Genomic DNA, 20,874 nt, shown 5'->3' on the forward strand with positions numbered 1-20,874 from the left:
TCCCTTCAAGCTGGGCGGAAAGTGATCCTGATCACCCATGATACGCATTGCGGCGCCGTTTTTCCGCGGGTAGTGGGCAGGGTGCGCCGGACGCCTTACACTGCGGGTATCTCCCCTCGCTACTGCCCCAGGCAGCCCGGAGGCCACCATGCTCGTGACACGCCCTCTCATCGCCCTGCTGCTGGGGCTTTCGCTGATCGCCACCGGCCCCGCCCTGGCCCAGTCCTCCGCCGACCTTGAGCCGGACATCACCATCCGCCAGGAGGAGGATCGTACCATCCGCGAGTACCGCATCAACGGTGAGCTCTACGCCATCGAGATCCGGCCTTCCCGCGGCCCCTCCTACTACCTGGTGGACCACGACGGCGACGGCAACTTCGAGCGCCAGGAGGGCGACCGCATCGCCGTCCCCCAGTGGATCCTGCGGACCTTCTGACCCGCCAGCCAGAGCGGCCCGAGCCGCTCGATCGCCATCAATTGCCTCTCCCCGAATCCGCACGCGTGCATCGGACTGCCAAGTCGCTACAATAGGCGGCTTGGCATTCCCGGGTGAGAGACACATGGCCGTATTCACACCGCTTACCGAGACCCAGGTCGCGGACTTTCTGGCACGCTTCGATGCCGGCTCGCTGGTCTCCCTGGAAGGCGTCCCCGCCGGCACCGAGAACAGCACCTTCTTCGTCACCACCGACCGGAGGGCGCTGGTGCTGACCCTATTCGAGCAGGGCGAATTCGGAGAGCTGCCGTTCTTCGTCGACCTGCTCGACTACCTGGACGAACACCGTCTGCCGGTGCCGGGACCGCTCCACGACCGCGAGGGCGTGGCACTGCACCGCCTCGCCGGCAAGCCGGCGCTGCTCTTCCCGCGCCTGCCCGGCCGGCATCCCAAGGCGCCCAACCTGGCGCAGTGTGCGGCCCTGGGCGATGCCCTGGGCCATCTGCACAGGGTGTCGCAGCATTTCCCCGGCCACCGCCCCAACCCGCGGGATCTCCACTGGCTGCTGCCCATGCACCACAAGGTGCTGGTCTACCTCTCGCCGGAGGATCAGGCCCTGATGAAGGATGAGGTGGAGATCTACCAGGAGGCCTTCGGCAACGGCCCCGAGCTGCCCCAGGGGGCCCTGCACGGCGACCTCTTCCGCGACAACACCCTCTACGAGGGTAACCGCCTGGGCGGCATCATCGACTTCTACAACGGCTGCACCGGCGACCTGCTGTTCGACCTGGCCATCGTCATCAACGACTGGGCCACCGAGGTCGACGGCCGCCTCAACGTCGAGCGCCATGACGCCATTCTCGGCGCCTATCAGGCGCGCCGCCCGCTCACCGCGGCCGAGCGCGAGGCGTGGCCGATGATGCTGCGCATGACCGCACTGCGCTACTGGCTCTCTCGGCTGCTGGTGGTCTACGTGGATCCGCCGGCCCATGACCTCACCCCCCACGATCCCGAACAGTTCCGCACCATCCTCAAGGCGCGCCTGGCGCATGGCGCCCTTCCTCTCCCGGAGGTGAATGCATGAGTCTCTCCATGGCCAGTGCCGGCAGCCCGGCGAAGCGCGCGCGGCGCGTCTGGAACATCGACCAGTGGGGCAGCGGCTACTATGACGTGGACGACTCCGGGCACGCCCTGGTACGCCCCCTGGGCAGCGAGATCGAGGGCCCGGCCCTGCCGCTGGACGACCTGGTGGCCGAACTCAAGGCCGCCGGCCTGCGCCTGCCGGTGCTGGTGCGCTTCATCGATATCCTCCACGACCGCGTCGAGCAGCTGTGTGCCGCCTTCGACACCGCCATGGCCGAGGAGGAGTTCGGCGGCGGCTATACCGCCGTCTACCCGATCAAGGTCAACCAGCAGCGCCGCGTGGTGGAGGAGATCCTCGCCACCCCCGAGCGCGGTCGCGACCGGGTGGGCCTCGAGGCCGGCAGCAAGCCCGAGCTGCTCGCCGTGCTGGCGCTCTCCGGCGACGGCCCCTCGCTGATCGTCTGCAACGGCTACAAGGACCGCGAGTACATTCGCCTGGCGCTGATGGGCGAGAAGCTCGGCCACCGCGTCTACCTGGTGGTGGAGAAGCTCTCCGAGCTGCCGCTGATCCTCGAGGAGGCCGCCGAGCTCGGGGTCAAGCCACGCATCGGCCTGCGCGCGCGCCTGGCCACCGTGGGCCGCGGACGCTGGCAGAACACCGGCGGCGAGAAATCCAAATTCGGCCTCACCGCCAGCCAGATCCTGGCCGTGGTGGGGCAGCTGCGCGAGGCCGACGCCCTGGCCAGCCTGCAGCTGGTGCACTTCCACCTAGGCTCCCAGATCGCCAATATCCGCGACATCCAGGGCGGGCTGCGCGAGTGCGCCCGCTTCTACCAGAGTCTGGTGGAGCTGGGCGCCCCGGTGGATACCGTGGACGTGGGCGGGGGCCTCGGCGTTGACTACGAGGGCACCCGCTCGCGCAGCTTCTGCTCCGCCAACTACTCGATGCTCGAGTACGCCCGCAACGTGGTCTACGCCTTCCGCCAGGCCTGTCAGGAGCAGGGGCTGCCCGAGCCGCACCTGATCAGCGAATCCGGCCGCGCCCTGACCGCCCACCATGCGGTGCTGATCACCAACGTGATCGGCGAGGAGCGGGTCAGCGAGCTGGCCCCCGAACGCCGCGTCGAGGGAGACCCCCAGGTCGACGAGCTGTGGCGAGTGCATGACCTGCTGCACGCCCACATCGAGCCACGCGGCCTGGTGGAAGCCTGGCACGACCTGGTCCAGGCCATGGGCGAGCTGCACGAGCGCTTCGTGATCGGCATGACCGACATCAACGCCCGCGCCGAGGGCGAGGCGGTCTACTTCGCCGCCTGCGCGCGGCTGCGCGCCCGTCTCGACACCCGCAACCGCGCCCACCGCGAGATCGCCGACGAGCTGGCCGAGAAGCTCGCCGACAAGCTGTTCGTCAACTTCTCGCTGTTCCAGTCGGTGCCCGACGTCTGGGGCATCCAGCAGATCTTCCCGGTGCTACCGCTGACCGGCCTCGACCAGGAGCCGGTGCGCCGCGGGGTGATCCAGGACATCACCTGCGACTCCGACGGTCGCATCGACGGCTACGTGGATGGCCAGGGCGTGGAAACTACCCTGCCGCTGCCCGAGTGGCAGGAGGGCGAGGAGCAGCTGCTGGGCTTCTTCCTGGTGGGCGCCTATCAGGAGATCCTCGGCGACCTGCACAACCTGTTCGGCGACACCGACTCGGTGGATGCGACCCTGGCCGAGGACGGCAGCTGGACCCTGAGCCATATCCAGCAGGGCGACCGGGTCGCCGACGTGCTGAGCTACGTCAACTTCGATGCCGAAGTGCTGCGCCGCCACCTGGCCGACCAGCTCGCGGCCAGCGGCCTCGAGGAGGCCGAGCAGCAGCGCTTCCTCGACGACCTCTCCGAGGGCCTGGCGGGCTATACCTACCTCGAATAGCGCGCCCTTCTGCACTGCCAGACGACGACGCCCCGCGGCCAGGCCGCGGGGCGTCTTCCTTATTGCACGACTGCCTTGCGCTATCGGGCGAGGCTAACTCACTCGACCACCCGGGTGGTGAACTCCAGGCCGCCGGTCAGGGTGAAATGCAGCTCGGCACCGCGGGGCAGCAGGCCCACCCCCACCGGGGTGCCGGTGAGCACCACATCGCCCGGCAGCAGGGTGAAGTGGCGGCTCATCTCCGCCACCAGGGTGGCGACCGGGAATAGCATGTCGGCCCCCTCCCCGCGCTGGCGCAGCTCACCGTCGATCTCGAGGGTGAAGGTCAGCGCACTCCAGTTGGGCACCTGAGAGAGCGGCAGGAAGGTGGAGAGCGGGCAGGCCCCATCGAAGGCCTTGGAGACCTCCCAGGGATGCCCCTTCTCCTTGAGGCGGGTCTGCAGGTCGCGCAGGGTCAGGTCCAGCCCAAGGCCGATCCCGACGATGGCGCGCTCGGCCTCATCGGCGGTGGCGTGGGAGAGCTCCTCGCCGACCAGCAGCGCCAGCTCGGTCTCGTAGTGCACCTCGCCCCGGGAGAAGGGCGCCTCGATGGGCTCTTCCAGCGGCACGGCACAGGTCGCCGGCTTGATGAACAGCAGCGGCTCGCTGGGCACCGGATTGTCGAGCTCCCGGGCATGATCGGCGTAGTTGCGGCCGACGCAGACGATCTTGCCGAGCGCGTGGGGAAACTCCTGGCCATCGGTGAAACGTGGAACAAAGCGCATGGCGGGTCTTCTCCTTCTCATTATGCGTGCCGCATCTCGGCGACAAGCCACACAGTCTACCGCACCAGGCGCCGCGTACCACTACCGCGGCCCCATGGCATGCCGCCACCACCGGCTCGACATCGCTGTACCCGGGGCCCCAGCATGCCCCGCCACCTTTCCACACTGCAAAGGCCGTCAGATCGTCGCCCACTTCGATGGTGGTGATGTCACTGTCGACGCCGGCATCCTCCTGCTGCGTCAGCTCGATCGTGAGATGGGCTTGACCCGCGGCCGGCGCGGCTGCAGCGCCGAGTGGCTCTATGACAATCGCTACTGTGCCCGGGACGAGATGGAGAACCTCTACCTGAGGCTGGCTGGCAAACTGGTGCCTGGGTAGCGCCGCGGCGTGCTGTCCCCGGCACAGAAAACAGATGGGGGTAGGGGAAAGTGCACCCTAAGCGCAGGAAATTGATCAATATATAGCCAACTTCCAGCTCTGGGTGGCATCATCGCCACCCAACCTGGCATCTAGGTGCTGCTGACCAACCCGATGCAACATCCGAGCTAGGCCTACCGGCGATGAGGGGGCGAGCCGGGCTACACCACCGTCCTCGGGGCCTGCCGCCTTGAGGTAGAATGCCTGCATCAGACACCGAGGAGACTTCGATGAGTGCCATCCGCCTGACCCAGTACAGCCACGGCGCCGGCTGTGGCTGCAAGATCGCCCCCGACGTGCTCGACGGCATCCTGGCCAAGGCCGGTCCGGGCGCCACCCATTCGCAGCTGATCGTCGGCAACCAGGGGCGCGAGGATGCCGCCGTCTATGACCTGGGCGATGGCCGCGGCATGATCGCCACCACCGATTTCTTCATGCCCATCGTCGATGACCCCTTCGACTTCGGCCGTATCGCTGCCACCAACGCCATCAGCGATGTCTTCGCCATGGGGGGCACCCCGGTGCTGGCCCTGGGCATCCTCGGCTGGCCGCTGGACAAGCTGCCCGCCGAGGTGGCGGGCGACGTGCTCGCCGGTGCCCAGGCCGTATGCCGGGAGCTGGGCCTGGCCCTGGCCGGCGGCCACTCCATCGATGCCCCGGAGCCGATCTTCGGCCTCGCGGTCAACGGCCTGGTGGAGCTCGAGCACCTCAAGCTCAACAAGGGGGCGAAGCCCGGCGACCTGCTGTTCCTGACCAAGCCGCTGGGGGTGGGCATGCTCACCACCGCCGAGAAGAAGGGGCTGCTGGAGGCCGGCCACCAGGGGCTGGCCCGGAAGACCATGCTCAGGTCCAACCGCATCGGCGTGGCCCTGGCGAAGGTGAAGGGGGTCAACGCCATGACCGACGTCACCGGCTTCGGCCTGGCCGGCCACTTGGCCGAGGTGTGCGCGGCCAGCGGCGTGGCGGCGCGGGTCGACTTCCGCCGATTGCCGCGACTCGCCGAGGCGGAGGCCTACCGCCGCCAGGGCGCGGTGCCCGGCGGCACCCTGCGCAACCGCCAGGCCCTGGGAGAGAGCCTGCCGGAGATGGACGAGGCGCACTGGCAGTGGCTGTGCGACCCCCAGACCTCCGGCGGCCTGCTGCTTTCGGTGGACCCCGCCTGGGAGGACGACGTGGAGCGCATCGGCCGCGAGCACGGCATCGTGCTCACCCCCTTCGGCGAGGTGGTCAGGGCCGAAGGCCCCGCGCTGATCGAGGTAAAGGGGTGAGCGAACTGCCGCTGGTCGAACCGGATCTCGCTCTGCTGAGCGAGGGGCGTGTGCTGATCGACGTGCGTGCCCCGGTGGAGTTCGCCCAGGGCGCGCTGCCCGGGGCCATCAACCTCCCGCTGATGGATGACGAGGAGCGCCGCCTGGTCGGCATCGAGTACAAGCAGCGTGGCCAGCAGGCGGCCATCGAGCTCGGCCAGCGGCTGGTCAGCGGCGGCATCAAGGCGGCCCGCGTCAGGGCCTGGATACAGGCCCTGGAGGCTCACCCCGACGCCATCGTCTACTGCTTCCGCGGTGGGCTTCGCTCGCAGATCGCCCAGCAGTGGATCAGCGAGGCGGGCATCACCCGCCCACGCATCCGCGGCGGCTGGAAGGCGATGCGCCAGGCGCTCTGTGCGCGCATCGATGCCGCCGCCGAGCGGCCGCTGCTGGTGGTGGGCGGGCTGACCGGCTGTGCCAAGACCGCGCTGATCCAGGCCCTCGACAACGGCCTGGATCTGGAGGGCTGCGCCCGTCACAAGGGCTCGGCCTTCGGGCGCCACCCGCTGCCGGCCCCCAGCCAGATCGACTTCGAGCACGCCATGGGCCGGCGCCTGCTGGCCCTGCCCGGCCCCGTCGTGGTGGAGGACGAGTCGCGTCATATCGGCACCGCCAACCTGCCGCTCACCTTCTGGCGGGCCATGGAGCAGGCGCCACGCCTGCGCGTGGAGATGCCGCTGGACTGGCGCCTGGCGCAGATCCACAAGGACTACATCGACGACCTCTGGGAGGTCTACCGGCAGCAGTGCGGCGAGTGGCTGGGCTGGGCGCTGATGCGCAAGCAGCTGTCGGGTTCGCTGGCCAGGCTGCGCAAGCGGCTGGGGCGCGCCCGGCTCGATCGGCTGCAGCGGCTCCAGCAGCTGGCCTTCCGCGAGCACGCGCGAGGTAATCGCCAGGCCCACGAGGCCTGGCTGGCCCCGCTGCTCACCGAGTACTACGACCCCATGTACCGCTACCAGCTGGAGAAGCACCCCGAGCAGCGCTTCCTCCATGTGGGTGACTGGGAGAGCTGCCTGGCCGCGGCCCGGGAGTGGAGCGCCGCCCAGGCCGCTCCCTAGGCGATTTGCAGGCGCTCAGGCCGCCCGCGGGCGCAGCCACTGGCTGAGCAGGCGGTCGAGCAGCGGGGCCAGCCGCACGAAGCGCTGGGGGTCGGCGAGCATCGCCTCCGCGGGCTGGGCGTGGGGGCTCCGGGTGGTGCCGTCGGGGAGCGGGCTCCGTTCGAGCAGCGCCGCCACGCTCTCCGGCGTCACTTCCAGGTGGCAGAGCAGGCCCACCACCCGGCCGGCGTCCCAGCTGAAGCCCTGCAGCGGGCTCGCCTCGCTGCCGCCCAGCGCCACGGCGTCCTCTGGCAGCGCGAACACCTCGCGGTGCCACATGAAGGCGTCGAACTGCTCGGGCAGGTCCAGCGGGCTCTCCGGCGCCAGGGTGACCCGGTGCCAGCCGGTCTCGGCAAAGGTGCCGCGGGCCGCCACGGCGCCCAGCGCCTCGGCGATCAGGCGCGCGCCGTAGCCGATGCCGAGCAGCGGCTTGTGGCTGTCCAGGGCGCGCTCGATCAGCCGACGCTCGCCCTTGAGCCAGGGCTGGCTGCCCTTGTCCAGCGGGCCGACGGGGCCGTCGAGCACCACCAGGGCATCGCAGTCGGCGAGGCGCGGCGGCGTCTCGCCGGCGTCCAGATGGAACACCGTATGGCTGTGGCCCATGCTGGAGAGCCAGTCGGCCAGGCGCGCCGGCCCCTGGTGGGGGCTGTGCTGGAGCAGGTGAAGGTGCATGGGAACCTCGCCATCGATGCGTAACGACCTGACAGGGGGCGCAAGGGTACATGAAGCCGGCGTTGCGTGAACAGATACTGACGGTGCTGGCGGCCATCCCGGCCGGGCGGGTGACCACCTATGGGCGCATCGCCGCGATGACCGAGGGGGCGACGCCCCGGCTGGTGGCCCGCGCCCTGCGCGAGCTGCCCGAGGATCACGGCCTGCCCTGGTACCGGGTGATCACCGCCTCGCGCAAGCTGGCCGACCATCCCGGTGCGGCGGAGCAGCGCGAGCGGCTCGCCGCGGAGGGCGTGGTGCTGGATGGCCGGGGCCGTGCCCCGGCCGAGCGCCTCTGGCCATGAGACATTGAGATGTTAAGGAGAGTCCATGAGCGGTTTCTTTCAGCGCCTGCAGGAGCTCGAACCCCGCTCCCAGCAGGCCTTCATGGCGGCGCTGTGCGAGCGCCTGCTGCCCAACTACGGGTTCTACTGCCAGGCGCTCGACGCCCAGGGCGTCGGTCACGGCAACCCCCAGGCGCTGCGGGCCATCCTCGACCTGGTGTGGGAGCGGCTCTCGGTGAAGGGCGCGAAGATCGATTTCGCCCTGCAGGCGGAGAAGCTGGCCGAGCAGGCGCCCCCGCCGGACGACGACAGCTTCGGCGCGCGCCGCGCCTCCGAGGCGGTCGCGGCCCTCTCGGCGCTGCTGGATACCCTGCAGGGTGAGGCCCCCGAGGCGGTGCTGGAGGTGAGCCGCGCGTCCCGGGGAGGTGTCAGGGCCTTTATCGAGCTGACCGAGGGCGAGGAGGACGGCGAGCGGCTGGCCGCCCTGGTGCGCGACCACCCGCTGATGGCCGACGAGAATGACTTCCAGGACGCGGTGCTCGAGGCCGTCGAGGGCCCGCTGGGGCGCGACGAGCTGAAGGCGCTGCGCCGCCTGGGGCGCAACGAGGGGGTCAGCAACCTGGGGCTTTCCGCCGAGTAGCGTTGCTTAGAAACGCCAGCCGGCGGTCACCATCAGGCCGGCGGCGCCGAAGAGGATCAGGTCCGTCTCCAGACGCTTCCAGCTGACGCCCAGGGTGGGCAGGATGGCCGGGGCGATCTCGTAGCGGTTGAAGGGGATCTTGTCGCGATACTCGCCGCGGTAGCCGTGCAAGGCCCCGGCGGAGAGCTTGGCGCGAATGCGAGTATCGCCGGACTCCCACATCGGCAGCTCGCGGCCCACGTAGAGGTAGTGGGAGTCCTGGTTGAAGGAGTTCTTGAAGCGCGCGAAGCCGGCGAACCAGAGCTCGGGGTTGTGGAGTTCCACCCCGATCAGCCGCTGGTTGTTGGTGTGCTCCGGGTCAGGGCTGAAGTGGTCGGTATAGAGGCTGGTCTGCACCAGCACGCTGTCGAGCTCCATCACCGGCGGCCAGTCGATTCGCTCGCGCCAGCCCTCTGCCGGCTCCTCCGCCAGGGCGGGGAGGGCCGGCAGCAGGAGACCGAGCAGCAGGGCGGCCAGGGCGTTGCGTAGCGGCATCCGGTCGTCTCCCGAGGCGCTCAGAGGCGCATCTCGATGCCGCGCTCGGCCATATAGCGCTTGGCCTCGGGGATGGTGTACTCGCCGAAGTGGAAGATGCTGGCGGCCAGCACCGCATCGGCGCCGCCTTCCAGCACGCCCTCCACCAGGTGGTCGAGGTTGCCGACCCCGCCGGAGGCGATCACCGGCACGCTCACCGCGTCGGCGATGGCGCGGGTCACCCCCAGGTCGAAGCCGACCTTGGTGCCGTCGCGGTCCATGCTGGTGAGCAGCAGCTCGCCGGCACCGTACTCCACCATCTTCTTCGCCCACTCAACGGCGTCAAGCCCGGTGGGGCGGCGCCCGCCGTGGGTGAAGATCTCCCAGCGCGGCGCCTCGCCCTCGGCGGAGACCCGCTTGGCGTCGATGGCCACCACGATGCACTGGCTGCCGAAGCGCTCGGCGGCCTCGCGCACGAACTCGGGGTTGGTCACCGCGGCGGTGTTGATGGAGACCTTATCGGCGCCGGCGTTGAGCATGGTGCGGATGTCATCGCAGGTGCGGATGCCGCCGCCCACGGTGAGGGGGATGAACACCTCGCCGGCGATGCGCTCGACCATCTCCACCGTGGTGCCGCGATCCTCGTGGCTCGCCGTGATGTCGAGGCAGGTGATCTCGTCGGCGCCCTGCTGGTTGTAGCGCTGGGCGATCTCCACCGGGTCGCCGGCGTCGCGGATACCGATGAAGTTGACGCCCTTGACCACGCGGCCGGCGTCGACGTCGAGGCAGGGGATGATGCGCTTGGCGAGTCCCATGGTCAGCTCCCCCCCTGGCCGGTGAGCTGGTCGCACAGCCGCTGCCCTTCGGCGACATCCAGGCTGCCTTCGTAGATGGCGCGACCGGTAATGGCGCCGAGGATGCCCGGCTCGCCGGCGGCCACCAGGGCGCGCAGGTCGTCGAGGTTGGTCACCCCGCCGGAGGCGATCACCGGCAGGCCGCCGTCCCGGGCAAGCGCCGCGGTAGCCTCCACGTTGACGCCGTTCATCATGCCGTCCCGGGCGATATCGGTGTAGACGATGCTGGAGACGCCGTCGTCGGCGAAGCGCTTGGCGAGATCCACCGCCTTCACCTGGGAGACCTCGGCCCAGCCGTCGGTGGCCACGAAGCCGTCGCGGGCGTCCAGGCCGACGATCACGTGGCCCGGGAAGGCGCGGCACATCTCGCCGACGAAGTCCGGCTCCTTGACCGCCTTGGTGCCGATGATCACGTAGCTGACGCCGGCGGCCAGGTAGTGCTCGATGGTCTCGGCGGAGCGGATGCCGCCGCCGATCTGGATCGGAAGCTCGGGCCAGCGCCGGGCGATGGCGGTCACGGCTTCACCGTTGACCGGCTTGCCCTCGAAGGCGCCGTTGAGGTCCACCAGGTGGAGACGGCGGGCGCCGGCCTTCACCCAGCGCTCGGCCATGGCCACCGGGTCGTCGCCGTAGGTGGTGGCGTCGTCCATGCGGCCCTGCTTCAGGCGCACGCACTGGCCGTCCTTGAGATCGATGGCGGGAATCACCAGCATGTCCAGCTCCTCTTGGGTGCCTCTGCGGGCCCCGGTTGAAAGTCGTGGGGCGGCGCGGCCGCCCGGTGCGGCGCCAGCGCCTGGGTCTGTGCGAACCTCAGGGGCCCGGGCGACCCGGGCGCGGCTCAGGGCGCCCAGGTGACAAAATTCTCGAGCAGCTTGAGGCCGGCCCGGGAGCTCTTCTCCGGGTGGAACTGCACGGCGAAGGTGGCGTCGCGGCCGATGGCCACGTGGGCTTGGATGCGGCCGTAGTCGGTGGTGCCGAAGACCGTGGCCTCGTCGGCGGCTTCCACGTAGTAGCTGTGCACGAAGTAGAAGTGCTCGTCCTGGTCGATGCCGGCCCACAGCGGGTGTTCGCGCTGCTGGTGCACCAGGTTCCAGCCCATGTGGGGGACCTTGAGGCGCTGACCGCGGTCGTCGTGCATGTCGCCGGGGAAGCGTTTCACCTCACCGCCGAGAAAGCCCAGGCAGCCGATGCCGCCGTTCTCCTCGCTGTGGTCCAGCAGCATCTGCTGGCCCACGCAGATGCCCAGCAGCGGCTTCTCCTGGCTGGCCAGCAGCTCTTCCACCAGGCCGCGCAGCTCGGTCTTCTCCAGCTCGCCCATGCAGTCGCGAATCGCGCCCTGGCCGGGCAGCACCAGGCGGGTGGCGCCCAGGATGCGGCGGGGGTCGCGGGTGACCACCACATTCTCGTGGGTGACGTGCTCCAGTGCCTTGGCGACGGAATGCAGGTTGCCCATTCCGTAGTCGATGACGGCAATGGTCATGGGGCGCTCCTCGTGTGGTCGTGCGGCGGCCTCACAGGCAGCCCTTGGTAGATGGCATCTGGCCGGCCATGCGCTCGTCGGGCTCCAGCGCCATGCGCAGCGCGCGGCCGAAGGCCTTGAAGATGGTCTCTGCCTGATGGTGGGCATTGAAGCCCTTCAGGTTGTCGATGTGCAGGGTCACCATGCCGTGGTTGACGAAGCCCTGGAAGAACTCCCAGAAGAGCTGGGTATCCAGGCGGCCGATGGTGGCACGGGTGAACTCCACGTCCATGAAGAGCCCAGGGCGGCCGGAGAAGTCCACCACCACCCGCGAGAGCGCCTCGTCCAGCGGCACGTAGGCGTGGCCGTAGCGGCGGATGCCACGCTTGTCGCCCACGGCCTTGGCGAAGGCCTGGCCCAGGGTGATGCCCAGGTCCTCGACGGTGTGGTGGTCGTCGATGTGAAGATCGCCTTCGGCCTTGATCTCGAGATCGATCTGGCCGTGGCGTGCCACCTGGTCGAGCATGTGGTCGAGGAAGGGCACGCCGGTCTCGCAGGCCAGCTTGCCGGTGCCGTCCAGGTTGACGGTCACGGTGATCCGGGTTTCCTGGGTGTCACGGCTGACCGTGGCGATACGCTCGGACATCGAAGCCTCTCCAGCGCCTGGGCGCATGTCGAATGGGGCCACCGGCGTGCAGTGACCCGAAAGAACGAGTGGACGGCGGGCCTCGCCCGCGGCCGGAAAGCTGCCATTATAGAGAATCGGCGACCCCATCCGCTACAATGCACCCCACTGCGCGGCGGCGACCCTCGCCGCCCCGGCCCAGGGAGACCCATCAATGCCGGTGACACTCCATCCCGTCGACCGCGCCGCCTGGGAAGCGGATGCCCAGGCGCAGCTCGACCTCGCCCGTATCTACGCCGATGCGCCGTCCGAGCGGCTGCCCGCGCCGGTGGACGCCTTCATCCACGATCACCTGGCCGATGGCCATCGCTTCCTCTGCGCCCGCTTCAACGATCGCCTGATCGGTGCGGTGGCCCAGCGCGACGATGGCGAGGCCTGGTGGCTGTCGCACTTCTGCATCCGCAAGCCGACCCGCCGGCGCGGCGTCGGCACCCGGCTGCTGACCCTGGTGGGCCAGGCGGCCCAGGCCGAGGAGAGGGCCCTGCGCGCCGAGCTGGGGCAGCTTCGGCTGGGCGATCAGGTGCTGCTGGTGCGGCTGGGCTTCCGGCTCGAACAGCACGAGAGCTTCCATGAGCTGCTGATGCCCGAGAGGAGCCAGTGATGCGTCGCCTTCTGAGTACCCTGCTGGCCGCGATCGGGATTCTCGCCGTCCTGGCCGTGGCCGCGGTGGTCTATGTGACCACCTTCTTCGACCCCGAGGACCTCAAGCCGCGGCTGATTGAGGTGGTGCGCGAGCAGAGCGGCCTGGAGCTGGCCCTGGAGGGCCCCCTGACCTGGTCCTTTTATCCGCGACTCGGCGTCGGCGTCGAGAAGGCCGAGGCCTGGCTGCCCGAACAGACGGTGAGCGAGGAGACCTCCTTCGTAGCCTTCCGGCGGGCCGAGGTGAGCCTGGCCTTCACCCCCCTGCTGCGCGGCGAGATCGCCATCGACGGCATGACCCTGGATGGCATGCGCCTCAACCTCGAGCGGGACGAGGCGGGGCGCGGCAACTGGGAGGCGCTGATGGAGCGCCTCGCCGAGCGCAGCGAGGCCGCCGAAGAGGTGCTGGCGCCGGCAGGCGCCTCCGCCGGCCCGGTGCCGGATGGTCAGGGCGGCCTGGCCGTGGCGCTCAACATCGCCAACGTGCAGGTGCGTGACGGCGAGGTGAGCTATCGCGACCTGGGCGCCGGGCATGAGCTGCGCCTGGAATCGCTCGGCATCACCGGCAGCAACGTCAACCCGCGCAGCGCCTTCCCGATCCGCACCAGTTTCCGCCTGGTCGGCCACGACGACCTGGACCCGGAGGCCCAGGAGAACACTCCCAGGCTGACCAGCGACGTCTCTCTCGAGGGCCGCGTGACCCTGGGGCTGGCGGAGCGACGCTACCGGTTGGAGAACCTCTCGCTGACGACCACCAGCCGCCTGGCCGCGGTGGAGGGCGAGCAGAAGCTGGTCCTGAAAGGCAGCGAGCTGCGCCTCGACGCCGTCGAGCGCCGCCTGCATCTGGAGGAGGGCAGCCTGGACGCCACGCTCAGCCATCCGTCGCTTGGCGATTCGCCGCTGCCGCTTTCCCTGGCGTTCGCGCTGGAGGCGGACCTCCTCGAGGAGACCGCCCGGCTGCGTGACCTGGTGCTGAGCGGCGAGCACGGCCTCAGCCTGAGCGGCCATCTCAATGTCGACCACCTGCTGGAGGCGCCGGCCTACGAGGGCCAGCTGCGCCTCGCCGCGTTCTCCCTGCGCCCCTGGCTCGAGCGCTTCGATCGCCTGCCTGCCACCACGGATCCCGAGGCCCTTACCGATGTGGCCCTGACCAGCTCCCTGGAGGGGGACCTGGACCGGGTGGCGCTGACCGGCCTGACCCTGCTGCTGGACGGCAGCACCTTCATCGGCCGCCTCGACGCCGGCCTCGGCGGCGAGCGCCTGGAGGCCGAGCTGCAGGGGGACAGCCTCGACCTGGATGCCTACCTGCCGCCCGGCCAGGGCGAGGCCGAGGCGAGCGCCGGCCTGGCGCTCCCCGGCGTGGCACGGGCCTTCGCCCAGGGCGAGCCGCAACCGTTGCCCCTGGCATGGCTGCACCCCCTGTCGCTGGATGCCAAGCTGCGCCTGAACCACCTGCGGCTGGCCGGGCTGGATGCCACCGATGTCACCCTGGCGCTGGCGGGCAGCGACGGGCGCCACCGCCTGGAAACGCTGGAGGCCACCTTCTACGAGGGCAGCCTCGCCGCCCAGGGAGAGCTGGACCTCACCCGCGAGCCCGCCGCCTGGCGGCTGGCCCCCCGCCTGGAACGGGTGCGCGTCGATGCCCTGCTGGAGGCGCTGGGCGAGGGTGAGGAGAAGGCGCCGCTGCGCGGTCGCGCCTTCGTCGAGGGCGAATTGACGACCCGTGGCAACGCCTGGCCCGAAATGCGCCGTGGCCTCGGCGGGCGCCTGGTCACGCGGCTCGACGACGGCGCCATCCTCGAGGTCAACGTCTCCCGCGAGCTGTGCACCGCAGTGGCGACCCTGGAGGGCGAGCAGCCCCAGCGCGACTGGCCCCCCGATACCCGCTTCGACCGCGCCGAGGCGACCCTGGTGTTCCGCGAGGGGGTGATGGAGAGCGACGACCTCACCATTACCCTACCGGGCATCGACATGGGCGGCGAGGGCTGGCTCGACCTGACCAGCCGGCGCTTCGAGCTGCGTAGCGCGGCCCGGGTGGTGGATACCGCCGATGCCGCCTGCCGGGTCAATCCCCGCCTCGAGCGCCTGCCCTTCCCGGTACGCTGCGAGGGCAGTCTCTCGGGGGATAGCGCCGAGTGGTGCCGCTTCGACCGCGAGGCCTTCCAGTCCGCCATCGGCGAGGCGCTGCGCGACGAACTGGGTCGTCGGGTCGGTGAGGAGGCAGAGCGACGCCTGGAGAGCACCCTGGAGCGCCTCGACGAGCGGCTCGGCGAGGGCAGCGGCCGGGAACTTCGCGATGCCCTGCGCGGTCTCTTGAATTGAGCAACGTCAGTCCCTGCGCCGACATCCGTGTCGGCGCTTTTTTGTGGAGTCGCGATGAGTGAGATGCCCTCACCCGTCCTGTCCGCCGCAGAGTTCCAGCGGCGACTGCTGGCCTGGTTCGACGCCCATGGCCGCCACGACCTGCCCTGGCAGCGTGACCGCACCCCCTACCGGGTGTGGGTCTCCGAGATCATGCTGCAGCAGACCCAGGTGACCACGGTGATCCCCTACTTCGAGCGTTTTATGGCGCGGTTTCCCGACGTCGCCGCCCTGGCAGGAGCGGAGCAGGACGAGGTGCTGCACCTGTGGACCGGGCTCGGCTACTACGCCCGCGGGCGCAACCTGCACAAGGCGGCGCAGATGATCGTTGACGAACACGGCGGCGAGCTGCCGGAGGCGGTGGAGGCGCTCGCGGCGCTGCCCGGCATCGGCCGCTCCACCGCCGGGGCCATCGTCGCTCAGAGCCGCGGGGAGCGCGCGGTGATCCTCGACGGCAACGTCAAGCGCAGCCTCACCCGGCTGCATGCCGAGCGGGGCTGGCCCGGACGCCCGGCAGTGGAGCGCCGGCTGTGGGCCCTGGCGGAGCACTACACCCCCCACGAGCGGCTGGCTGACTACACCCAGGCGATGATGGACCTGGGGGCCACCCTGTGCCGGCGCGGCACGCCGGAATGCGGGCGCTGCCCCTTCGCCGACGTGTGCCTGGCCCATGCCCGGGGCGAGGAGCGCCGCTTCCCGGAATCGAAGCCCCGGAAGGCGCTGCCTACCCGTGCCACCCAGATGCTGCTGCTGCGCGACGGCGCGGGGCGCGTGCTGCTGGAGCAACGCCCCTCCAGCGGCCTGTGGGGCGGGCTCTGGAGCCTGCCGCAGTTCGATGATGCCCCGGCCCTCGAGGCCTGGCTGGACGCCCATGCCCCGGGCAGCGAACTCGCACCCGCCTGGGACCCCTTCGTCCATGTCTTCAGCCACTTCCGGCTGGAGATTACCCCGCGCCCGGCGCGGATCCCGCGCCTCGACTCGATCGGCGAGAGCCGCCGCTGGTACGATCCCGCACGACCCGACGCCCTGGGCCTGGCGGCCCCGGTGAAGCGACTGCTGGCAAACCTGGCCCCCTTCACCCTCGAGGCGCCGCCGAGCCCCAAAGAGAGCACTTCCAAGGAGAGTCCATGAGCCAGACCGTATTCTGTCGCAAGTACCAGCAGGAGCTCGAGGCCCTGCCGTTCCCGCCGCTGCCCGGCAAGAAGGGGCAGGAGATCCAGGCCAGCGTCTCGAAGCAGGCCTGGGAGGAGTGGCAGGCACTGCAGACCCGGCTGATCAACGAGAAGCACCTCAACATGCTCGACCCGGCCTCCCGGGAGTACCTGATGGAGCAGATGGAGCGCTTCCTGGACAACCGCGAGACCGACCAGGCCGAGGGCTATGTCCCGCCCTCATCCTGATGAAACGAAAGCTAGCATCTCCCCACTTTTCCACAGGTGGTACTGTCACTGCCTGAATAGCGCTGAAAATTTCAGTGCTATCAACGAGGTCGGGGCTTTCCCGTCGGTATCATGTTGTTACCCCTAACACCATGAACCACAAGGAAAACCCCGATGCTTCAAGATGCCAAATACCGCGCCAAATGGAAAGCTCGCCTGATTATCCCGGCGCAGCGAGCTTGCCTGGGCCGCGGAGCAACTGCAGCTCCAGCGGATCACGCCCTACATCACCGATGACATGGTGCTGGCCATTGACACGCGCAACGTCAGAAGCGACACCACCGGCTGATATTCCCGTTCTATAGCCTGCAGCGGGGCTGGCAACGGCTGTTTGCTCAAGGCCGAAGTGTTTTCTACCCCTCTGGAGAAGAGCGCCAGGCACCGAGGCACGAATACCAGACTTGTTCACCTCCTCGGGAGGACTATGCCGATGACACGCCGGAAAATGGGGAGACCCTAGACGGCGGCGGCTTGCACGGCTGCCCCGGGCAGGTCACCATGAGCCGAGCCCCCTACTCTTGCCAACAAGCGAGTGACCATGAGCAAGTTCTGGAGTCCCAGGGTGCGCGAGCTGACGCCCTATATCCCCGGTGAGCAGCCACGCGAGCGCCTGATCAAGCTGAATACCAACGAGAACCCCTATCCGCCGGCCCCAGGCGTAGGCGCCGTGCTTCGCGACTACCCTACCGACCACCTGCGCCTTTATCCGGACCCTGAGTCCCGCGCCCTGCGCGAGGCGCTGGCCCGGGAGTTCGGCGTCGAGGTCGATCAGGTCTTCGTGGGCAACGGCTCCGACGAGGTGCTGGCGCTGGCCTTCCAGGCCTTCTTCTGCCAGCCGCAGCCGCTGGAGATGCCGGAGACCACCTACAGCTTCTATCCGGTCTACTGCCGGCTGTATGGCGTGGAGCGACGCGCCCTGCCGCTGACCGCCGACCACGAGGTGGACCTCGCCGCCTTCTCCAGCGACAGCGGCGGGGCCATCTTCGCCAACCCCAACGCCCCCACCGGTCATGGCCACGGCCGTGAAGCGATCGCCGAACTGATCGGGCGAGTCACCGACAGCGTGGTGCTGGTGGACGAGGCCTACGTGGATTTCGGGGGCGAGAGCGCCATCCCCCTGGTCGCAGAGCACCCGAACCTGCTGGTCACCGGCACCTTTTCCAAGTCGCGCAGCCTGGCGGGCCTGCGCCTGGGCTATGCGGTGGGCTCCCGGGAGCTGATCGAGGGACTCACCCGGGTCAAGGACTCCTTCAACTCCTACCCCATCGACAGCCTGGCCAGCGCCGTGGCCATCGCCGCCCTGGAGGACCACGAGCACTTCGAGGCGTGCCGAGAGAAGGTGATCACCACCCGGGAGCGCACCCGAACCCGCATGGAGAGGCTCGGTTTCACGGTCTTGCCCTCCCAGGCCAACTTCGTGCTGGTGACCCACCCGGCGCATGATGCCGCCCAGCTGTTCGCCGGCCTGCGCGAACGTGGCATCCTGGTTCGCCACTTCAACACCGAGGCGCTGCGTGACTACCTGCGCATCACCATCGGCACCGAAGATGAGATGGAGAGTCTGGTGGAGACCCTCGAGACCCTCTGCGGTTAATCGCCTCTGTCCAAACGCGAAAAGCCCCGACCATCTTACGATGATCGGGGCTTTTCTCTATCAGTGCCTGACGATGCTCCGGCCGGCGCTCCGGGGGCCGGGCTCGGCCTCCCGATACTCGCCTCCCCCTGAGTCTCGCCCTTCGGTAAGCGCTCCACCAACCCCACCTGTTGCAGCCTGAGTTAGACCGGTAGAGTGTCTTTCCAGCGCCAAGGGAGCAGTGGGTCGAGGTCGTCATCCTCGCCGAGAGTTGGCAGGGTCTCGAATACGAACTGCAGGTACGCGTAGGGTGAGAGGCCGTTGGCCTTGGCCGTCTCGATCAGGCTGTAGATGGCCGCGCTGGCCTGGGCACCGCTCGGTGTGTGGCTGAACAGCCAGTTCTTGCGGCCGACGACGAAGGGGCGAATGGCGTTCTCGGCCGGGTTGTTGTCCAGCGGGATCAACCCGTCATCGAGGAAGCGGGTCAGGCGCTGCCACTGGCCCTCCAGGTAGTACAGCGCTCGGCCCAGCGCGCTCTTCGGCAGCACCTGCGTCAGCGACTTGTCGAGCCAGGTGCGCAGCTGGGTGATCAGTGGGCGGCTCTTCTGATCACGCAATGCCTGACGCGCCTCGGGCTCCAGCACCTTGGCCTGCTTTTCCACGGCGTAGAGTTTGCGGATCTGGTTGAGCGCCCAGTCGGCCTTGCCGGTCTTGCCCTTGGGCTGGACCTTCTGGGCCTCGACGAACTTGCGGCGCGCATGCGCCCAGCAGCCGGCATGGGTGATGCCGTTCTTTCGCACCACCTCGCCGTAGCCTTCGTAGCCATCGGTGACCAGCCGACCGGCATAGTTGCCCAGCAGGCGCACGGGCACCCGACCGGCTCGGCTGGCGTCATAGTCGAACAGCACCACCTGTTGGCCCGGTGGCCCCCCGCGTTGCAGCCACATATAGGACGTTGAGCTCGCCGGCCGGTCGGCCTCGGCGTTGACCTGCAGCGTGGTCTCGTCCATGTGAATCAGCGGGGCCTGCAGTAGGTGCTGTCGCAGGGCCTCGACCAACGGCATCAGCCGATCGCCGGCTTGCACCATCCAGCGGGCCAGGGTGTTGCGCGGGATCTCGATGCCGTGCCGGGCAAAGATCTGGCTCTGCCGATAGAGCGGCAAGGCATCCTGGTACTTGGCGGTGGCCACGTAGGCGAGCAGGGTCGGGCTGGCATTGCTCTTGGGCAGCAGCTTGGCCGGTGCCGGGGCGATCTGCACGCCCTCTTCGCAGTCTGGGCAGCCGTACTTGATGCGCACATGGCGGATCACCTCGATCCGCGCCGGCACGACGTGCAGCTCCTCACTGATCTCTTTGCCGATCTCCTTGAGCTCGGTGCCGTCGTGGTGGCAATGACGGGCATCCTCGGGGAGCTCATGGATCACTTCGACGCGGGGCAGTTCGGGGGGTAACGCCACGCGGCCGCCGCGAGTGCGGCGCTTGGCCGGCTGGCGAGATTCAGCAGCGACTTCTTCAGCGTTCCACTCATCGGCAGTCTCGACGGCCTCTTCCTCATCGACCGCCACCTCGGCCTCGTTGATGAGCAGATCACCCTGTTCGACGCGGTACTTCTCGGTAGAGGGACCGAACCGGCCTTCAATGGCCAGCTTGAGTTGCTCAAAAAGGGACTGCTTGGCGGCTTCCCACTGAGCCTCCTTCTTCTCCATCAGACGATGAAGACGCGCAATCTCCTCCTGCTGAGCGCGCACTTGGCGCTGCAGTTGGGAGATGCTGACGGAAGGTGTCGAGGCCGGTGAGATCATGCCACCATTTTACCAAGCGGCGCCGCTGAAAGCAGCAGAAAATCAGCCAACCGACTGAAAATCCAAGGCCTTATGGGGGCGCATGGCACTGAGGTCATAGCCATCCAGAAGCCAGTTCAGCTCCTGGCCCGAGAGCGTGACGGTGTCGCCCTCCAGGCGGTCCGGCCACTTGAAACGCTCCCGCTCCAGGCGCTTGTACCAGACCACGAAGCCGTTACGTTCCCAGAACAGCAGCTTCACCTTGTCGCGCTGGCGGTTGCCGAAGACGAACACCGCCTCCTCGAAGGGGTTGAGCTCCATGGCCTCCTGAACCAGCAGGGCCAGTCCATCGATCTGCTTGCGCATGTCGACTGGCTCGCGGCACAGGTAGACCCGCAGCCGGGTATCCGGCCGGATCATCGGGCCACCTCCACAGCGACGAAGCGCAGCGGCCGATGGCGAGGTGGCACGGGCACACCCTGCACCATCAGACGCTTCTCCCACGCCAGCAGTGACGCCAGATCCAGCCCTTGCTCCTCGGCGTACACGCTCAACGCCATCTGCCGAGAGGAGGCATGGAATAGATGGCCCAGCCAGAAAGCCTGTGTCGAGGTCAGGTCGGTCATGGTGTCCTCCTTGGAATCGGGTGACACCAGTCTGACGGGCGCTACTCAGCGGCAGAAGATGGGGTTTGTGGACCGCTTACGCCCTTCGGGCCCGCTGACGCGGTTTCCGCCTGTTCCCGATAGGCGGGATCCAGGGGGGAGATCCCCAGAACGACGAAACCCCAGCCATTGGCTGGGGTTTCTGAAAAGGTGCCTGACGATGACCTACTCTCACATGGGGAGACCCCACACTACCATCGGCGCTGAGCGGTTTCACTGCTGAGTTCGGCATGGGTTCAGGTGGT

The 20,874-nt window shown here is 68.8% G+C and carries 23 protein-coding genes and 1 rRNA gene; 13 read left to right on the forward strand and 11 right to left on the reverse strand.

The window, feature by feature from the left end; genetic code table 11:
- Nucleotides 1–148 precede the first annotated feature (148 nt).
- From DER72_RS11610 to speA, 3 genes are all read left to right on the forward strand, one after another.
- On the forward strand, nt 149–436 hold the full coding sequence (locus DER72_RS11610; RefSeq protein ID WP_110070150.1) for a DUF2782 domain-containing protein: 288 nt from the start codon (nt 149–151) through the stop codon (nt 434–436).
- Between the two features lie 124 nt (nt 437–560).
- A complete protein-coding gene (locus DER72_RS11615) occupies nt 561–1,520 on the forward strand; it encodes a homoserine kinase (protein ID WP_110070151.1) in 960 nt (319 codons plus the stop codon).
- An 8-nt stretch (nt 1,521–1,528) separates the two neighbouring features.
- Complete coding sequence (speA, locus tag DER72_RS11620) at nt 1,529–3,439, forward strand: biosynthetic arginine decarboxylase (protein WP_110070152.1); 1,911 nt, start codon at nt 1,529–1,531, stop codon at nt 3,437–3,439.
- Between the two features lie 98 nt (nt 3,440–3,537).
- Here speA and DER72_RS11625 read toward each other — a convergent pair whose 3' ends face one another.
- Nucleotides 3,538–4,203 (reverse strand): fumarylacetoacetate hydrolase family protein, encoded by a 666-nt coding sequence (locus DER72_RS11625; RefSeq protein ID WP_110070153.1) that lies wholly within the window; start codon nt 4,201–4,203, stop codon nt 3,538–3,540.
- A 94-nt stretch (nt 4,204–4,297) separates the two neighbouring features.
- Between DER72_RS11625 and DER72_RS16615 the strand changes: the two genes are divergently transcribed.
- From DER72_RS16615 to mnmH, 3 genes are all read left to right on the forward strand, one after another.
- A complete protein-coding gene (locus DER72_RS16615) occupies nt 4,298–4,582 on the forward strand; it encodes a transposase (protein ID WP_219983274.1) in 285 nt (94 codons plus the stop codon).
- 269 nt (nt 4,583–4,851) lie between these two features.
- Nucleotides 4,852–5,889 carry a selenide, water dikinase SelD gene (gene selD, locus DER72_RS11635; RefSeq protein WP_110070154.1) on the forward strand — a complete coding sequence of 346 codons (1,038 nt, stop codon included), beginning with the start codon at nt 4,852–4,854 and terminating at the stop codon, nt 5,887–5,889.
- A complete protein-coding gene (mnmH, locus tag DER72_RS11640; protein WP_110070155.1) occupies nt 5,886–6,986 on the forward strand; it encodes a tRNA 2-selenouridine(34) synthase MnmH in 1,101 nt (366 codons plus the stop codon). The genes selD and mnmH overlap by 4 nt, the downstream gene beginning before the upstream one ends.
- Nucleotides 6,987–7,001: 15 nt before the next feature.
- Here mnmH and DER72_RS11645 read toward each other — a convergent pair whose 3' ends face one another.
- The gene (locus DER72_RS11645) at nt 7,002–7,697 is read right to left on the reverse strand and encodes a type 1 glutamine amidotransferase (RefSeq protein WP_110070156.1); all 696 of its coding nucleotides are present in this window, start codon (nt 7,695–7,697) and stop codon (nt 7,002–7,004) included.
- Nucleotides 7,698–7,747: 50 nt separating this feature from the next.
- Here DER72_RS11645 and DER72_RS11650 point away from each other — a divergent pair, with 50 nt between their 5' ends.
- Nucleotides 7,748–8,041: an MGMT family protein gene (locus DER72_RS11650; protein WP_110070157.1), complete on the forward strand. Its 294-nt coding sequence runs from the start codon at nt 7,748–7,750 to the stop codon at nt 8,039–8,041.
- A gap of 25 nt (nt 8,042–8,066) precedes the next feature.
- A complete protein-coding gene (locus tag DER72_RS11655) occupies nt 8,067–8,660 on the forward strand; it encodes a YjaG family protein (RefSeq protein ID WP_110070158.1) in 594 nt (197 codons plus the stop codon).
- Between the two features lie 6 nt (nt 8,661–8,666).
- Here DER72_RS11655 and DER72_RS11660 read toward each other — a convergent pair whose 3' ends face one another.
- The 5 genes from DER72_RS11660 to hisB form a co-directional block, all read right to left on the reverse strand.
- On the reverse strand, nt 8,667–9,194 hold the full coding sequence (locus DER72_RS11660; RefSeq protein ID WP_110070159.1) for a hypothetical protein: 528 nt from the start codon (nt 9,192–9,194) through the stop codon (nt 8,667–8,669).
- A 20-nt stretch (nt 9,195–9,214) separates the two neighbouring features.
- Entirely contained in the window at nt 9,215–9,988 is a 774-nt protein-coding gene (hisF, locus tag DER72_RS11665) for an imidazole glycerol phosphate synthase subunit HisF (RefSeq protein ID WP_110070160.1), read from the reverse strand.
- Between the two features lie 2 nt (nt 9,989–9,990).
- Entirely contained in the window at nt 9,991–10,740 is a 750-nt protein-coding gene (hisA, locus tag DER72_RS11670) for a 1-(5-phosphoribosyl)-5-[(5-phosphoribosylamino)methylideneamino]imidazole-4-carboxamide isomerase (RefSeq protein ID WP_110070161.1), read from the reverse strand.
- Nucleotides 10,741–10,865: 125 nt separating this feature from the next.
- Entirely contained in the window at nt 10,866–11,507 is a 642-nt protein-coding gene (hisH, locus tag DER72_RS11675) for an imidazole glycerol phosphate synthase subunit HisH (protein ID WP_110070162.1), read from the reverse strand.
- Between the two features lie 31 nt (nt 11,508–11,538).
- Nucleotides 11,539–12,132, reverse strand: a complete 594-nt coding sequence (hisB, locus tag DER72_RS11680) for an imidazoleglycerol-phosphate dehydratase HisB (RefSeq protein WP_110070163.1) — start codon at nt 12,130–12,132, stop codon at nt 11,539–11,541.
- A gap of 193 nt (nt 12,133–12,325) precedes the next feature.
- Between hisB and DER72_RS11685 the strand changes: the two genes are divergently transcribed.
- The 5 genes from DER72_RS11685 to hisC all read left to right on the forward strand — a co-directional run bounded on the left by DER72_RS11685 (nt 12,326) and on the right by hisC (nt 18,204).
- Nucleotides 12,326–12,772, forward strand: coding sequence for an acetyl-CoA sensor PanZ family protein (locus DER72_RS11685; RefSeq protein WP_110070164.1), 447 nt, complete (start codon nt 12,326–12,328; stop codon nt 12,770–12,772).
- Nucleotides 12,772–15,132: an AsmA family protein gene (locus DER72_RS11690; protein ID WP_110070165.1), complete on the forward strand. Its 2,361-nt coding sequence runs from the start codon at nt 12,772–12,774 to the stop codon at nt 15,130–15,132. The genes DER72_RS11685 and DER72_RS11690 overlap by 1 nt, the downstream gene beginning before the upstream one ends.
- A gap of 54 nt (nt 15,133–15,186) precedes the next feature.
- A complete protein-coding gene (gene mutY / locus DER72_RS11695) occupies nt 15,187–16,302 on the forward strand; it encodes an A/G-specific adenine glycosylase (protein ID WP_110070166.1) in 1,116 nt (371 codons plus the stop codon).
- Entirely contained in the window at nt 16,299–16,571 is a 273-nt protein-coding gene (locus DER72_RS11700; protein WP_089679600.1) for an oxidative damage protection protein, read from the forward strand. Before mutY ends, DER72_RS11700 begins: the two co-directional genes overlap by 4 nt.
- Nucleotides 16,572–17,148: 577 nt before the next feature.
- Nucleotides 17,149–18,204, forward strand: a complete 1,056-nt coding sequence (gene hisC, locus DER72_RS11705) for a histidinol-phosphate transaminase (RefSeq protein WP_110070167.1) — start codon at nt 17,149–17,151, stop codon at nt 18,202–18,204.
- Between the two features lie 182 nt (nt 18,205–18,386).
- On the opposite strand, the gene DER72_RS11710 is transcribed toward hisC, so the two are convergent.
- The 4 genes from DER72_RS11710 to rrf all read right to left on the reverse strand — a co-directional run.
- Nucleotides 18,387–19,985 carry an IS66 family transposase gene (locus DER72_RS11710; protein ID WP_258306285.1) on the reverse strand — a complete coding sequence of 533 codons (1,599 nt, stop codon included), beginning with the start codon at nt 19,983–19,985 and terminating at the stop codon, nt 18,387–18,389.
- Between the two features lie 42 nt (nt 19,986–20,027).
- The gene (tnpB, locus tag DER72_RS11715) at nt 20,028–20,384 is read right to left on the reverse strand and encodes an IS66 family insertion sequence element accessory protein TnpB (RefSeq protein ID WP_089660776.1); all 357 of its coding nucleotides are present in this window, start codon (nt 20,382–20,384) and stop codon (nt 20,028–20,030) included.
- A complete protein-coding gene (locus DER72_RS11720) occupies nt 20,381–20,590 on the reverse strand; it encodes a hypothetical protein (protein ID WP_110070168.1) in 210 nt (69 codons plus the stop codon). The genes tnpB and DER72_RS11720 overlap by 4 nt, the downstream gene beginning before the upstream one ends.
- 191 nt (nt 20,591–20,781) lie before the next feature.
- Nucleotides 20,782–20,874 (reverse strand): 5S ribosomal RNA (gene rrf, locus DER72_RS11725); the annotation flags it as partial.

Source organism: Halomonas sp. A11-A, assembly GCF_003182195.1.
Lineage (GTDB): Bacteria > Pseudomonadota > Gammaproteobacteria > Pseudomonadales > Halomonadaceae > Halomonas > Halomonas alkalicola.